Raw genomic sequence first — 16,110 nt, forward strand, 5'->3', positions numbered from 1 at the left:
TCCTTCCGTATAAAAGGAGTCCGCTATTCATTAGCGGAATCCTGTGTTGAATAGTTCCTCGTACGATAGATCATTGCCGCTGCTTGTGCACGCGTTGCATTCATCTTCGGAGCAAATTGATCCTTGCTGATCCCCATAATTAGTCCTGCTTTTACTGCGAGACTCGCATGCTTCTTAGCCCATCCCGCAATCTCCGTTTCATCCTGGAAAGGCAGCAGCTTCTTCATTTCTTCATCTGTCAGCTCAGCAAGTTCTTTGTCCTTCTTAAGTGCATTAATAAGGATGGTTGTTATTTCTTCACGAGTAATCTTTCGATTAGGGTTAAACTTCCCATCAGCTCCCTTAATAAGGCCTGACTCATGAGCTGTATTAACGTAAGTCCTAAACCAATCTGTTTTGTTAACATCTGAGAAAATAGCTTTTTCATCAGATGACAATGGAAGATTTAGCATTTTTACTAACATGGTAATAAACTCTGCTCTTGTAACCTGTCCTTCTGGCAAAAATGCTTTTCCACTGTATCCATTGACAATATCATGGGCCGCTAATACTTCAATTTCCTTTTTAGCCCAGTGTGTGTTTATATCCTCAAAGGTCTTATTTTGAACCATAACGGCGTAGATGCTAAAGTGATTAATTTGAACCGATATGTTTCCATTTGCTTTGTCTACCTTTCCACCAATCCGTTCCCATACCTTCTTATCAGGGTTGAAATAGTAGATCGCTGCTTTTTCCAGTTCATCTCCTGTAAGATTGGAGTCAATCGTAAAGGTAAGCGTGATAGGTTGCTCAAACTTCGTTCCTTCCGGCCCAAATTGGTATACTGGCCCTGCAAAGGATAGATTCTTATTCGTCGGTTGGATTAAGGTGGACCCGATAGGAGTGATTTTATCGGCTGTAATCTCAATAGCACTCAATAACGCTCCATTTGGTAAGGTCAATTGAACCTTATCAGCCGACATAACCCCGCCTTCATTTCCAAGCTCTTTTTTCACCGTTTCACCAATTTTGTTTAGACCGTCAGCTTTTGGTACAGGAAGAGTGTTAACTGGTGCAGGTGCTCCTGCTCCTCCACCACCGCCACCTGGGGTTGCTCCACCAGGATTCGTTGCAGGTGGATTAGAAGGCAGGGGTTGTTGTTGGTTATCTCCACCTGTATATCTCCCGTCATCAACTTCTGGAGGTGTTACGACTGGAGTACCTGAAGCAATGCTGACCGTTAAAGGCGTTGATGGTATGAAAATGGACTCTTTATTTGATACAACTTCAGCATTCGAACTGAACTCGATTCTTGTTGCTCCCTGTTTTATCGCTACAAAAGACAGCGTGGCAAAAGCAAAATCACCATTTGCCGCAGGAGTATTTGCTCCGGCAACCATGACCACACCATCAGTTCCTCGAATATCCTTAATTTGAAAGCTGCTTGCTAGAGGGCCCACTACCGCAACCGAAGATCCACCGGCTCCGCTGAGTCTGAAGTATTCCGGATCGAATTTTAAATTAACTTCCGCACCTGAAACTTGGGTTACTTCCCTTAAATTGACGGTTGCCGTTATGGAATCGCCAACTTTAACTTCTGCCTTGTCCAATTCAATATAAGCCTCCGCTCCTGCCGCACCGACGAGTTGAGGCAGCGAGCAGAATACCAGCATAAGACACAATATTAACTTAAAGCACTTATTTCTCTTCATCATTTCCTCCTTCTAGTTGTAAATATTTGATCAGTATTCTGACCGCTTACTGCCAAGGTCCCCCTGGAACCTATAGTTCTTAGCCAAATACCCCAAATCCACCAAATCAACATAAGTATCTAAATTGAAGTCCGCTGTCACTGGTGTATGGTGATACTCTTCAACCAGATTGGTTAGATCGGAAAGACCAACTACATCATCCAGATCTGCGTCACCCGATAGAAGCTGAATGGAAGGCACGGAATAACGCTGTCCCGCTGTTAAGGTAATGGCTGGAACTTTTTTGCTTAAGAATCTGTCCCTTAATGCGTAAACATGGTATTGCCCAGGTGTTGCCAGAATTTCGAAGGTACCTGTAGAGCTTAATGTAATAACCTTCCGATCAAGCGGATTAACGGCCGATTCTAGAATCACCTTTGACCCTTCCTTGATCGGTGAAGAATCAAGAGAAACGAAACCGGAAACCTTTCCGTTGTAATTTAGCGAGATATTTTGTTCTTGGGAAAGGCTAACAGGAACTTCTTTAAATTTATCGTTTAAAAAGGTATAAGCATTCAACGATTCAATTCGGATTTGCAAAGCATGGGTAAACTCCGTAGGCTTGGAAATCACTTCAAAATACAAAGTGATTAGATCCGTCTTCTCTGTTTTACTTACAAGCTCTAAACCAGAAAGCCGATTACCCTCCGAATCTCTCAACTGATTGCTTACAAGAAGCACATCAAAGGTTCCAGGAGTACGACTAATTACCTGGGGCGGAATCTCATTATTAACCAAAACTCCTCCCTTTTCATATGCTACATACCGTAAACGAGATGGGTCAAAATTAACTTTAAAAGCCATCTGAGCTAGGTTAGCTGCATTTTCCATTTTCACTTTATAAGCAATTCTCTCACCTGATACATATGTAGACTTATCCGGTGCCGCTTCTACCCTATTAATCGGCAAGCTGGACTTCATCGCGTTCCAAAACTGCTCTGCTATCACTTCATATCCCTGAACAGATGGATGAGGATTCATAGGATTAGGGATATATCCAGCATAGTTTGCTGCGATCGCGTCAAATGTAGGAACGTATATCCCTCCTGTTTGAACGGCTGCCTGCTCAAGGATGTCGTTCAAGGATTCAATCAAAGATACAACAAGCTGTTGCTGCTCATCCGATAAATATGGGAAGGCATTATAATAACCCATCACATAAATTTGTGCCTGCGGGTTTAAAGTTTTAATATCAATCAATATTCCGCTAACATTGCTTGCTACTTCTGTTAATACACTGGAAACTAGACCCGGATCTGCATACGCCGCTTCTGTCACACTGATTTGTTCAAGCAGATCATTTGCTCCCACAGTTAAGCTGATAACGTTGGACTGGCGGATAGTTTCCTGAATGCCCATAACATCTTCCGATCCTGGAATGGACTTTCTGACGTCATTACGAATATCCGAGAGAACATCCTCCGATGTATAACCAGGATAAGCATATCGCTCCTGGTAGGAACCCAAGTATCCTAAGCCATTAAACCTTTCTGCCAAGAAATCGGAGTAGCCCTTATTAATTGTCCCATCCTGGATCATTCCAGCCGCTAAAGAGTCCCCCAGGGCCAAGTACTTAATAGGCTGGGTTGGTAAGGGAGCAGCGAGTACAGGTGAAATCAACATTAAAACTATTGTCAAACTTAAAGCTAACACCCTTGAAACTCTGCTTGACAAGTTATATTCCTCCCATCTGTTAATTGTAAACATCTATCTTTCCTATCCACCTTAAACTTTTATACTAGTTTCTCATCCATACCTCCCAATCATTTTTAAATTTAGTAGGATATTTTACCTATCAAAGAGATAGTTCACCATAAAAAGATTCGACTCCATCCCCTAAATTCCTCCTTTTTTGTAGGATATTTTTCATTTTTTACATGAGAAAAAAGAAGCAGGAAAATACTCCTGCCTCTTTGAGTACTGGATGGCAATTGGGTGTCTAGTTCGAATAACCTAATTGCTTTATCATTAGATAGAGGATAGTTGACGCGTCAGCTCGATTGGCACCCTTCCCCGGAACAAATTCGTTTTGAATAGAATCAGCAAATTTTGCATCAGTCGCTTCTTGACGTGTAACGGTTAGGACAATTTTATCCTATTTGTGAAGATAAATAAGCTAGATTAATGACATCAAATACTAACGAAATAGAAAAAAGCACTTGAATTTGAATTTTCAAGTGCTAGCTATTAAGTATAAAAATCCCTATATGATTATTTTAACGTATCAACTGTTTCAAGGTAGGATATGAACTCATCTAGTGTTGATTTTCCTTCTTGAGCTGCAATACCTTTTAGGTTGTAGTTCATAGCTAAAAGGGAGAAATCAATTACATCTACCTTTCCATTGCCATCGAAGTCAGCAGCAAAGTACTCAAGGTCTGCAGAAGCTGGTAAACTTAGAGCATAGTCTTCAACGAAGCTGGTCAAGTCAAGAAGGTTGACTTTATCATCCCCGATACGAACTCCGCGAGTTCCTACCGCATCCCCAGTATTAAGTTTCATCTCAATATCAAACTCATCTGCCTGAACAAGTTCAATAGATTCTTTATATACTGCGGATTGATATTTCTCACGGTCAGCAAGGAAGATATACTCACCTGGTACAAGGTCAAAAGCAAACTCACCATATGTATTGTGAGTTACTGTTTCTGCTTCTTTTGTCCAAGCGCCAGATGCATTTAACTTCATCGCAACCACTCTGGATCCTTTGTAAACTTCACGGCCTTGTAGAGTAACCTTTCCTGTAACAGTACCTTTCGTACGAATAATAATTTGCTTTACGAAATCTTCTACAGGTATTTCTTCATAGTCCGAATTAACTACAACTAAATCTTGAACACCAACAAAGGCAATTTCCCTATCTGTGTTTCCAGTAACGATAAACGGAATTCTAATCGTTGCAGATCCTGTTACTGCATTCTTGGATGCAAAGCTCAAATTAACCTTTCCATCAGCCATTTTATCCATATTATAAATCAAGTGTAAATCCTTATGAGTAAACTCACCAAAGTCAATGTAGTTTTTAGCTCCATACTCGCCAGTTACAGCCTTTGGATCAAGAGCTAAATTGTTAGGACTAAAGGATAGAGTGAAATCTAGACCTTTCGCGTCTTGTAGATTGTCCAAATAAACATTAGCCCATACTACTTGATTTTCTTCTTTCTTTGCTAGATACTCACCATTTTCACCACGAACATTCCCTTCAAAGCTTACCTCAACAGTTGGTTGAACAAGGTGAGGAGGCAGTTCAATACTTTGCTCTGGACGAGGATTTGGCGTTGGCAAAGCATGAGTCGGATCAAACACAGGCGCTGGTGGCGCAATTACAGTTCCACCCACTCCACCAAAACCGAAAGCAAAGATATGTGGGCCGTTAAATAGAGGCTCTCCGCTAGATCCACTTGGAATTCCAAGAGAATATACCTCAGCTCCCTCATTAGCTAGAGCGTTCAAAATTTGATCACGGGTTTCTGCAGCTCCGTAATAGGTCTTAAATGTGCGAGTCTCACCCACAGCTAAACTGCCAAATCCAAAATCAAATAGTGATCCTTGGTCAGTAGCATATGTGGACATGTAATCTGGTGAACCAGGAATAAGTGTAGCAGCGGGTCCCCCGGAACTAGGAGAATAAATATACAACGGGTTAGCAGAGTGGAACCCGTCGGTCGTTGCACGAATCACGTTAGCAGCATTTCCTACGTGAAGTTCTACATGCTCACTAAACGTTCTGGGTGCAATATCCCAATCCATGACTCGACGATAACGAAGATCCCCAATTTCGTCTGTACCGATATTTTCCATAGTTACTTCAACAACATATAGATTTGGTGTAGAGGCCGGCTTATATTCATGAGTAACCTTCAATCGTCCACCGCCAGTGGTAACGACAGATTTAAATGCGCTTCCTTCAGATTCAGAGAGAGTATGGTCATATGTAGCAGTAACTACACTTTCAACTACATTTAAGTTGTTTACACCACCATCACTAGAAACGTTCGCATATCCTGCAAATGAACCAGTAGCAGGATCAGCATTCGCTACCCCCCACCCTTCACACAGACATCCAGGAGCAGTTGATTCACCATTTGTAGGGATATAACGAAGACCAACCGCCTCTGTATAGGACTCCCATGACGGCGTGCCTCCCCAAACGTTCAAATGCCCTTCATTATTAATCCCCAATTGGACCGTCCCGTTGTCAATGATCGCACCATAGGCAGTTGAACTGACTAATAGCGGGATCGCCAGAGACAAAGCCACTGTCTTTTGCTTCATCTTTTTAAATAAATTCTTCATTCTCCTTCTCCTTTGTTTGAATTTAAACCTTTTTACCTAATTATCTTCATTCACTAGATTGTGGTTCAATCTCCCCCTTCCCTACTTGATTGCTCATTGAAGGATAAGCAAAGAAGTCCTGAATCTATAGTACCCCCCCCTTCAACAGAAAGATCAATTAATATGGTAGTATTTATATAATTTTGTAAATTAACCCAGCAAAAAAAGCAAAAAAACTTCTGCTATTTAGAAAATCATATCCATTCTCTTCGATTAAATAGGATGAATTAGATATAGTTTACTAGGCTAATTTAAGAATAAGGACCTATTCCACACGGAAAAATTCCATTCTATAATGTTATCATAGAGGTAGTGTGTCACAATTGGAACTTTACCCAATAAATACCACATCTCTATAATAATACATTTTCACAAAATGTCTACAAAAAATTTGTATAATACTCTTGATATAAGTCAAAAATACCACGTTTTGTAACTATTTGTTAGTTTATAGTTAATTTTTACCATTTATACTTATTATAACTTCCTATTATTCAATCAATCAATCTTTAAAAATCTTTATAATTCGACATGAGCTGTTGATGCGACAAGAAAATACAACTACACGAAGCAAAGTATTATGTCTCCTAGGGGATATAAAAACCCCTGATTTAATCAGAATCTACAACATTAGACCTATCCATCGATAGAAACGTGACATCATCCCTAAATAAAAGTACTATCGCCACCTTGCACAACTCTAGTACAATATGTGAGGTAATATAGAGAAGATGGAAGAGAGTAGTATGAAAGAACAAACCGTGAACGCCTCCATACTTAGCTCTTTCATCGCCTGCTCATGGGCTCAGCTGGAGCTTCAACTACTCCATGTATACTCCCTGCTCCTTTCCACTGAACTCCCACCATTTGCCGAGATAGCCGTCGTTTTTTGTTCGACCTTGATGTGTTTTGGCAAAATCCAAGAAAAAGGCTGCATATTTTTCTATGGCTTCCAAATTGGCTGGATCCCTAAACTTCCGGTAGCCCTCCCTATGTGAAACAAGCCGCATCTGTGCTAAAGCGGGTATCGTAAAATCCCTCCCGGATTCCATCACCCTATTCTAACCAGGATAACTTCGGTTCTGCGAACCAAAATCCTTCTTCATTTGCGTATGTAAGGCTCCCTCTAAGGATATAGTTCCAATTATTACCACGTGATTTCTTTGTTAAAAATAAAAGGGAGACCCTCTAAAGTCTCACTTTTGGGTCACCCTCTTCGAAAGCTTATTTGAAATTATGGCTAGAATAACAATCTTTCTTTTTCTTACATAGGACTCTCCCCATGTAAGGGGAAGCTTTTTTGCATTCTATTATTAATTTATATAACCCTTTTCCTTCAGCACCTGATAAAGAATGGTAGTTGCTTCAGCACGAGTAGCTTGCTTCAACGGTGCAAATTCTTTATCGCTCAAGCCCTTCATATAGCCCTTTTGAACTACCGAAGATACGGCATCTTGAGCCCAAGAAGCGATGCGATTCTTATCATCGAAGCCGAGTTCAGAAGATCCAGCTTGAAGTTCAAGGGCTTTCGCTAAGATGACGGCCATTTCTTGACGACTCAGTGCTTTTGATGGGGCAAACGTGTTCGCACTTAAACCTTGGATGACTCCAGCTTGGTACGCAATGGCTAGATCATGGGCAAACCAATCGTTTGATTTCACATCCTTAAATGGCAGAGAAGCATTGCCCGATGACTGCAAGTTCAGTGCTTTTACTAAAAGCGTTGTAAATTCGGCACGAGTGATCACTTTGTTTGGAGCAAACTCTCCATTAGGCATTCCTTTCACAACCATCTTGGCTGCCATGGTCCGAATGTTTTCCTTCGCCCAATGCTGCTGGATATCCGAGAAGTCTACCTCATTGCTTAAGATTGCATAGGTTTTTCCGTTTTGAACATTCTCGATTTTCACAGTTACCGTTTGGTCTTGCTGGCTAAATAGAGCCGGAACTCTAGTAAGCTGTGTCGCGGAATTTACCTCAACGGATACCATGCGATTCAGACTAAGACTTTGGGCTGCATAGGTCATCTCTAGGGCAAGATCGGCTAGGATATCTCCTTCCATAACTACTTGGTATCCCGCAGTTAGTGTTTTTGATCCCTGGATGTCCATTTCTTTAAGGGAAAGACTGACTGCGGTTTTTCCTTTTAAAGAATCCGTAGGAATCAAGAGTGATAGATTTCCGGTCTTCACTACCAATTGCTTAATAGAGGAATCTTGTAAAATCAAATCAATGAATGCTTGGTCAAGCTTAAAGGCAAAGGAAGCCTGCTCCAGCTCCACCAATCCAATACCCTCCTGCTTTTTAAGCATGTCTACTGTCAGCAAAGGGGCATCCACAGCTTGGACAGGGACAGGAGTGACGCTGATCGATCCTCCGCCTCCACCACCTCCGCCAGTCGATGGTTGGTCAACGACATATTCCTTCACGATATTCTTCACGAAAGAGGCGTTTTTCTTAAGCTCTTCCTCATTAAATGCATCACTATTGTAAGCATTTAATAGATTGCTATGTTTTTCATTCAGAAGGACCTGTAGACCCACTATCTTGGCGCGCTCGGAAAGGTTTGCTTCCGTGATGTTTTCTTCCTTTAGCTTGCTAACCACTTCATCCAAGTATGTAGCCACTTCCTGGTCACTCACGCCTAGCTGAGTTAGCTGTGACCATTCTTGAGGATATGTAGCCTTAATCCTGTCTACCTCGTCCGTAATCGATGCGAAAGCAGACAAAGGGGAAACGATTAACATGAGGGACAGGGCAGCACCCATAATTTTTTTCATATACACACTCCTACTAAATTCTAAGTATACTCGTCTTTTCTACTCTACTATGATAGCTTATTTTTCACATAAATTAAATCATTTACATGAGAAGTAAATTATGGAATCGACTCCTGCCATTATTGAGCTAATGAACACACGACTTATGAATTCCATCCGAATCCAGGAATAGTCGATTAAGATCAATTTCTGTAGCTGATCTACATCCGAGCAGGGATGAGCACAGGCCTTGATTATTAAAAATAACTTAAGTAGGGTATCACCCCTGAGAAGGACCTTAATACAAAATTAGACAAAATCCAGGTGGTGACAGGCACTCTATTGATGTTGTTTAAGGAACTCTTGTATTTCCTCTGCTCTAACAGCTAGTCCTATTCCGTCAAAGGATTCCTTCTCCTTCGTATCACTCCTTGTAAATTCCAAGACTTTACTAGCTACAAGTCCAACTACATTGCCATTGATATTTATAAGGGGGCCACCTGAGTTTCCTAAGTTGATCGGATTATCGAATTGAATATACCGGTTACCCTCATATCCACGATCAGCTACGCTGATTACCCCTTTGGAGACGGTGTAACTGAACTCAAGAGGATGGCCTATGGAAATGACGGTTTGTCCAACCCTATAACTATCACTTATCTTAAGAGGTTTAACCTGTTCAATACTTCCTTTTATTCTGATAAGGGCCAGGTCATGTTTGGGGGCTGTAGCGATGACTTCACCTTCAAAAGGAGAGCCAACTAACAAGGATAGTTTAACATTCTTCTGATCACCAACCACATGTTTTGCGGTTAAAATATGCTTCTGGTCCACAAAAAATCCAGCACCTTGATTGGAAGAAGCTCTAACAACTACCGTAGAGCGAAGGGCATTCGCTACAGCATTAATCGTCTTATCTTCCTCGGATCCACTGACTTGACGGAATTCCTTTTGAATCGCCTCCTGCTGTTTATGCAAAATCTGGGATAATTCAGCCCTTGTTACATACTGATTCGGCCGAAAAGTTCCATCATTAAATCCATTGATGATGCCCGATTCACTTAAAGATTTTACAGCGGGGTAGGCCCAATGATCTGCCGGTAGATCCTTAAAATAAGAACCGGAATTAGCTAAGGCAAATCCGCCGAACAAGGAAAAGATGATCAACATGAACAACGTTCGTTTTTTCAATCCTGCAACCTCCTAGGTGAAAGTCGTTAACAAAAATAGTTAATTCGACGACTCCCTTTAAAACCCTTTTATGATGCAAAAAAGTTATCAATAAGAGCATCCCCTATCATGGGATGCCTTTCTATCGCTTAAGTCTTTGTAAATCATGGTCTGACATAATGACATGTCCAACATTCTCTATTAGTTTATCGCAGCATTTTAATATGACCGAATCCGTTAGCTTTTCCTTTCCTTATTTTCGCTTTAAGGAAATATGGACACCGCTTGCCCTCATAGGAATTCGATTCTATAGAGAAACTGAATCCGGTGCTTTGTTTGTGAAGCTGAAGAATCGGCCCCGCAAACAAATTACTAGAACAGAGGAGTCCAAATAAAAAAATCGTTCGTTGTTTTTATTATGAATTGAAAGAAGGTGGTAATGGCATACTTAGGCTTTTTATTATATGTCAACATTGTGAAAAACAATTTCCCTGCCCCCTTCAAATAGATTTAGATGTTTTTGTTGCTGAACTGGGAGGAAATTCAGTCAGGTGCCCCCATTGTGAAAACCGAACGGTGAACTAGGCTTTGATATTCTAACCAGAAGCAAAAGGAAAAAGAAAAGGTAGCAAAGATAAAAATTCATTCTTTTCACCTTTGAACTGTAACAAATGGTTTCTCCTTTTCTATTAAGGAAATTACCACCACTTGCAAAGCCGGCACTGGCTTAAATGTCCAATCCCACCTGCCAAAGCGACAGAAATTACCCACTTTTTTCTCATTTGATATCCTCCTTGAAATCAAATTCTACAGCAATCCGTTGATTCACACCCTTTCCAATGATCGCTTGTTCATGTCTTCCAAGAGCTCCTTCTCTTTTTCCTTTCCACCACCTGAACAGCCATACCCAAGCTAGAATTCTGATCCACAAACAGCCGGGCCCCGGCAAGACAGCCGCCCAAATAAGTCAAATGAGCCAACACGACAATAAAAAGCTATGAATCAGATTCGATTTACATCGCTCATGCTTTCAAAGCAAAATCTATATCTCATTCCCGGTGATGTTCATCCCAATGCAGATGGCCAAGCCCTTTTGGCTCAATTGGCTATTGATTTAATACCCTAACGAAGGGCTGCGAGAGCAGCTCTTTTATACTGCTATTTTATATTGATTCTTCATATGCTATATTATGAAGTAACTAAATCAATGGATGCGATGAACGATTTTCTGTACAGTGGGCACTTGGAAAATCGGGAGCGAGTAGTGCAACCGACCGATTCTTTCTTTGGGATGGAGTCGGTTTTTTCTATATTACGGGTAAGGAGAACACCATGAATCGCAAGCGCTATATTTTAGGAGGTTTTCTACTTTGCCTCTTCCTACTTATTTATCGCTGTGAGTTCCAACCCCCATTAAAAATTGTCCCGGATGACTCGGACAGTCCTCTCTATCACTTTTTCGTTAACCATATGCTGGATGCTTCAGGAGGTGTGTATACCAATCTGCGGGATGATCATCCGATCGTTGCGGATGTAGCCAAAAATCATGCCTACTTATCAGAATCTACGGGGCTGCTGCTACTCTATGCCGTAAACAAACAGAAAAAGGACCTTTTTGATCAGCAAGTGCAATTTCTAAATAAGCATCTTTTAATGAAGGAGAGTATTATAAGGTGGATGATAGATCCCGCTCGAAAGCTCGAAGCGGAAAGCAATGCCAGTATAGACGATCTTCGGATCATTCGGGGACTCCTCTTAGGATACCGCCTATGGGGCGAGACTTCCCACCTTCATCAAGCCTTAGCCCTAGCCGAAGGTGTGAAAAAGTGGAATCTAAGGGAAGATTTTTGTCTCGTGGATTTTTATCATACGGTAGATAATGAAAGAACAAGTAGGACTACCATTTCTTATCTCGACCTTTACACGATGAAGCTATTGTCTGCTGACGACCCGGTTTGGGAAGAGGTCTACCAACATTCGTTACAGTTAATAGAGAACGCTCGGTTAGCTAGTGGACTTTATCGCAAAACCTTTGATTACCAACAAAACCAATGGCTTCCTCAACAAGAAGTCAACTTAATCGATAGCCTTTATACCTCGCTTCATCTATGGGAAGCTGGAATAGATGATGATAAAACGGTATCTTTCATTAAAAAGCAATGGGAACAACAGGAGCGGTTGGTGGGCATCTACTCTCCTGAAGGTCAACCTATGGCAGCATTTGAATCCCCTGCCGTTTACGGATTGGCTCTTCGCATCTTAGAAAAAACAGAAGAGAAGCAGCTTATAAAGGAAATCGCAGAAAGACTCTACCTTTTGCAGGTCCAAGACTCCCATTCCCCCTATTATGGTGGCTTTGTAGACTTACAGGAGAAAGATGCCTTTTCATTTGATCAACTTCAAGTCTTATTAGCGGAAAGCGAGGGTATATGGGATGACAAGCAAAAGTGATAGAACCTACTTCTATCTGCTAGGGGTTTTTCTTTCTGTTATCTTGATATGCATTTACATTATTTTTTCTATCCAATTTCATCCTTATAACTACCTTTATTTTATGCTTTCGGCTCTGCTGATCGTGGTTTGCTTCATCCGCGGATTAAACGAAGCCCTGCTTTTTTCCATCCTGTTCGTTTTCGGACATGGAACCGTGATTTTATCCCGAATTTACTTTTATAAGACGATCTCCGAAATAACCCTGAATGATTTAATCTGGCTTTTATTCTTTCCGCTTATCGCCATCTTTTCCAGCTTGTTTGGCGAGCATCTGCAGAAGCTGGTTCAACGATATCAAGTATTGGAAAAAAACTATCATGAACGGGTTATGTTAGATGAAGTAACTGAGTTTCCTAACTATAGACGCTTTCAGATCGACCTTGAGGAGGAGGTACAGCGCAGCGCACGCTACCAAAGACCTCTGGTGCTATTGCTTGTCGAGATCAAATATTTTACCGAGATTCAAAAGGAGTATGGAGAAAATCAGACCAATAAGCTTCTTAGGGATCTTTCCAATGGCATTTCTTTATCTATCCGAAATGTCGATAAGAGAGCTTATCTGGAGAATGGCGTTTTTGCCCTCTTGCTACCTGAGACCCATCCAGATCGAATGAATATTGTACGCTCGAGGTTAAAGGAGTCCCTCAAAACGAATGAAATTGTAAGAGAACAGAAAAAGAAAAAAATCGATGTTCAATTGAAATTTGGGATAGCCAGCTCCCCTGATGAAGGAACGGATCCGCGATACATCTTCCAATTCGCGAAGCAAAGGCTAGAAAAGCATGTGGAGTAAGGCTTTAACCTCCTTGATTTTGCTGTTCTCCGTGTTGCATTCACCCGGACCCATCCATGCCGGGGAAGATTCAGCGCAGGTTCTCATCCTCTATCAGGAAGAAGCCCTCCAAAAGGAAGCCCAGGCTGTAGCTAATCTCATAGGACATTTCTCTATGGAAGGTCACCAGGAGTTATTCCTTCCCAATGATCGGGCAGCTATCAATGACTATCGTTATGTTTTTTATCTTTCTCGCCAAGCTGATGATCCCAACCCGGCAAGGCTTGCCGAAGAGGCAAGAAAGAAACAGATTCCGCTTTGCTTGATCGGTGTCACTCAACCTGTAGGAGTTACTCAGCAGCCTATTACGTATGTCACTTACGATGGGCAACGCTATCCTCTTAAAGATCAATGGGTTTACCGTTTCAGTCAGGCTGGGGATGAACGCATCCGGGCAACCGCACATGACGGTTTATTAGACTATCCTCTTCTTTTTGAGAAGCAAGGGGTCTGGCACTTTCAATCGCTCCAGCTTTGGGGATTATTAGGAAATCTATTTGCCGATTTTTTGCATGAGTTTTTTACTCAAAACCATCCTCATCAACACCAAGCGTTTATTCGGATTGAAGATATCCACCCTGCCTCCAATCCGGAACATATTACAAAAATAGCCAACCTGCTGAACGGGAAAGGAATTCCCTTCATGATGGCCGTTCGACCGGTTTACTTCAATCCCAAGGATGAGGTGTATATTACCTTAGATGATACGCCTGATCTAGTCAAAGCACTGCAATACGCGGCAGATAAAGGCGGCACCCTCATTCTTCATGGTTATTCACACGTCAATCCCGTGACTGGAGGTTCCATTGAGTTCTGGGATCAACTCAAAGATCAGCCCATTCCTCAGGAAGAGACCTACCTGCGAGAGAAGCTGGAGGAAGCCATTGCTATTCTTGTGCGCCATGATCTGATTCCGCTAGCCTTCCAAGCTCCTTATTACGCCTTATCTAAGGAGGGCTACCGCATCATTGGAGATTACTTTACGACCCTGATGGGGCACATTCAGCTTTCCGATCAAACCCAACAGGTCATGCAGAGCGTTCCCTATTTCAGTCGATTCAACGGGCTCACCGTCATTCCGGAAACCATGGGCTACGTTCGCGGTGTCCCCTTCTTTCTCGAGGAACTCAAAGGAAACCTAGAAAAAAATGGGATCGTGCGCGATAGCATCATTGGCGTATATTTTCATACCTATCTTCCTTTAGAAAGGCTATCAGAGCTTGTCCAGTGGCTCGAGCAGTATCCCTTAAGCTATATCAGCCTAGCCGATCAGCCGAATCGAGTTCAGACCGACTTTGTAGAACTTTCTTCAGGGGTCGGGGGGGTTAAGATCAACGTGACCAACCCTGAACTTCTTCACTCCCTCGGTAAAGATGAAATGCAGCAAGGCTTTTTTGCGAGGAACTTTCAGTACATCCTGTGGGGGATTGTCCTCCTGGTTATGCTTTTTAGCCTCTTGTTTATCCTTAATCTATTAAAACTAAGGAAGAAGAATTCAAGCCGGCTCTTTGGTGAAAGGGACATTCACGGATGAATATCGACGTTTTGTTTCTATGCTCATTAAGCATCATCTGGGTCATGCTGCTGTACTACATGTTTTTGGCCCAGGGCGGATATCTCTATGCCATGAAAATGGAAAAAGGGGCCGATGACCTGATACGCCAGGTTCAATCCTGGCCCCGAGTGTCCATCCTCATTCCGGCTCACAATGAAGATGTCGTGATCCAGGCCACCTTAGAGGCCATGGTCCACTTAGATTATCCCGAGGATCAGCTTGAAATCATTGTCATTAACGATAAGTCTAAGGACAAGACAGGAGAAATCGTTGATGAATTTGCCCGCAAATTCCCCTTTGTCATCCCAATCCACGTCACGCCTGAGCAAGGCGGGAAGGGCAAGTCAGGTGCTCTGAACCGAGGCTTGAAGCATTCTACCGGAGAATATATTGTTGTCTACGATGCGGATAACACACCTGAACGGGCGGCTCTGAAAAATTTGGTTGTCGGGATCTTGAATGAGCCTCAGGTAGGGGCTGTCGTCGGCAAATTTCGCGTGATCAATGGGAAGCGAAACAGCCTGACTCGTTTTATCAATATCGAAACCATCAGCTTTCAATGGATGGCGCAAGCGGGCCGTTGGAAATGGTTTGGAATTTCCACCATTCCGGGAACGAACTTCCTCATCCGACGTTCCATTCTTGAGGATTTAGGCGGCTGGGATGAGGATGCGCTAGCTGAAGATACAGAGCTCAGCATTCGGGTCTATGAAAAAGGGTATATGATCCGGTTCTGGCCCGTCGCGATCACCTGGGAACAGGAGCCGGAAACATGGAAGGTCTGGTATAAGCAGCGAACTCGCTGGGCTCAAGGCAATCAGTATGTGATCGTCAAATATATGCCTAAGCTTTTTAAGATGGAAAAAAAGAGAATCCAATTCGACTTAATTTACTTTTTCATTACGTACTTCCTCTTCTTAGGCGGCGTGATGATGTCCAACTTCATCTTTGTTCTTGGATTACTCGATATCGCAAAAATTACGGTACCAGGCCCCTACCTGCTGCTTTGGCTGCTGGCTTATGTCCTGTTTATCCTAGAAATCATGATTACGCTGCGCATTGAGAAAACCGAACTCACGCTGCATAATCTCCTCATGGTGATGCTGATGTATGTCACCTATGCGCAGTTCTGGATCATTATTGTCATCCGGGCCACTTGGATGAACGCATTGCTCAAAATAAAAAAACAAGAAGCGAAATGGGAAAAAACTCAGCGCTTCTAATGGATAGCGGGTG

The 16,110-nt window shown here is 42.3% G+C and carries 12 protein-coding genes and 1 riboswitch; of the genes, 5 read left to right on the forward strand and 7 right to left on the reverse strand.

The genetic code is table 11. The features are described from left to right. Positions 1–23: 23 nt before the first annotated feature. From ABLT31_RS27800 to ABLT31_RS27830, 7 genes are all read right to left on the reverse strand, one after another. Positions 24–1,691, reverse strand: a complete 1,668-nt coding sequence (locus ABLT31_RS27800; RefSeq protein ID WP_367757999.1) for an S-layer homology domain-containing protein — start codon at positions 1,689–1,691, stop codon at positions 24–26. A gap of 30 nt (positions 1,692–1,721) precedes the next feature. Further along, complete coding sequence (locus ABLT31_RS27805) at positions 1,722–3,404, reverse strand: GDSL-type esterase/lipase family protein (RefSeq protein WP_367758000.1); 1,683 nt, start codon at positions 3,402–3,404, stop codon at positions 1,722–1,724. Between the two features lie 537 nt (positions 3,405–3,941). Beyond that, complete coding sequence (locus ABLT31_RS27810) at positions 3,942–6,026, reverse strand: dockerin type I repeat-containing protein (RefSeq protein WP_367758001.1); 2,085 nt, start codon at positions 6,024–6,026, stop codon at positions 3,942–3,944. Positions 6,027–6,886: 860 nt separating this feature from the next. Next, a complete protein-coding gene (locus ABLT31_RS27815; RefSeq protein ID WP_367758002.1) occupies positions 6,887–7,117 on the reverse strand; it encodes a hypothetical protein in 231 nt (76 codons plus the stop codon). A 261-nt stretch (positions 7,118–7,378) separates the two neighbouring features. Next, positions 7,379–8,845 (reverse strand): S-layer homology domain-containing protein, encoded by a 1,467-nt coding sequence (locus ABLT31_RS27820; RefSeq protein WP_367758003.1) that lies wholly within the window; start codon positions 8,843–8,845, stop codon positions 7,379–7,381. Positions 8,846–9,163: 318 nt separating this feature from the next. Further along, on the reverse strand, positions 9,164–10,015 hold the full coding sequence (locus ABLT31_RS27825) for a trypsin-like peptidase domain-containing protein (RefSeq protein WP_367758004.1): 852 nt from the start codon (positions 10,013–10,015) through the stop codon (positions 9,164–9,166). A 757-nt stretch (positions 10,016–10,772) separates the two neighbouring features. Further along, a complete protein-coding gene (locus ABLT31_RS27830; protein ID WP_367758005.1) occupies positions 10,773–10,925 on the reverse strand; it encodes a hypothetical protein in 153 nt (50 codons plus the stop codon). 66 nt (positions 10,926–10,991) lie between these two features. Here ABLT31_RS27830 and ABLT31_RS27835 point away from each other — a divergent pair, with 66 nt between their 5' ends. From ABLT31_RS27835 to ABLT31_RS27855, 5 genes are all read left to right on the forward strand, one after another. After that, a complete protein-coding gene (locus tag ABLT31_RS27835) occupies positions 10,992–11,120 on the forward strand; it encodes a hypothetical protein (RefSeq protein ID WP_367758006.1) in 129 nt (42 codons plus the stop codon). Between the two features lie 74 nt (positions 11,121–11,194). Further along, positions 11,195–11,279, forward strand: a riboswitch (cyclic di-GMP riboswitch). A gap of 47 nt (positions 11,280–11,326) precedes the next feature. Next, complete coding sequence (locus ABLT31_RS27840; RefSeq protein WP_367758007.1) at positions 11,327–12,445, forward strand: glycosyl hydrolase family 8; 1,119 nt, start codon at positions 11,327–11,329, stop codon at positions 12,443–12,445. After that, complete coding sequence (locus tag ABLT31_RS27845; protein ID WP_367758008.1) at positions 12,429–13,280, forward strand: GGDEF domain-containing protein; 852 nt, start codon at positions 12,429–12,431, stop codon at positions 13,278–13,280. The genes ABLT31_RS27840 and ABLT31_RS27845 overlap by 17 nt, the downstream gene beginning before the upstream one ends. Then, positions 13,270–14,853 (forward strand): DUF2334 domain-containing protein, encoded by a 1,584-nt coding sequence (locus ABLT31_RS27850; protein WP_367758009.1) that lies wholly within the window; start codon positions 13,270–13,272, stop codon positions 14,851–14,853. Before ABLT31_RS27845 ends, ABLT31_RS27850 begins: the two co-directional genes overlap by 11 nt. Beyond that, complete coding sequence (locus ABLT31_RS27855; protein WP_367758010.1) at positions 14,850–16,097, forward strand: glycosyltransferase family 2 protein; 1,248 nt, start codon at positions 14,850–14,852, stop codon at positions 16,095–16,097. Before ABLT31_RS27850 ends, ABLT31_RS27855 begins: the two co-directional genes overlap by 4 nt. Positions 16,098–16,110 lie beyond the last annotated feature (13 nt).

This window comes from Ammoniphilus soli (assembly GCF_040813775.1).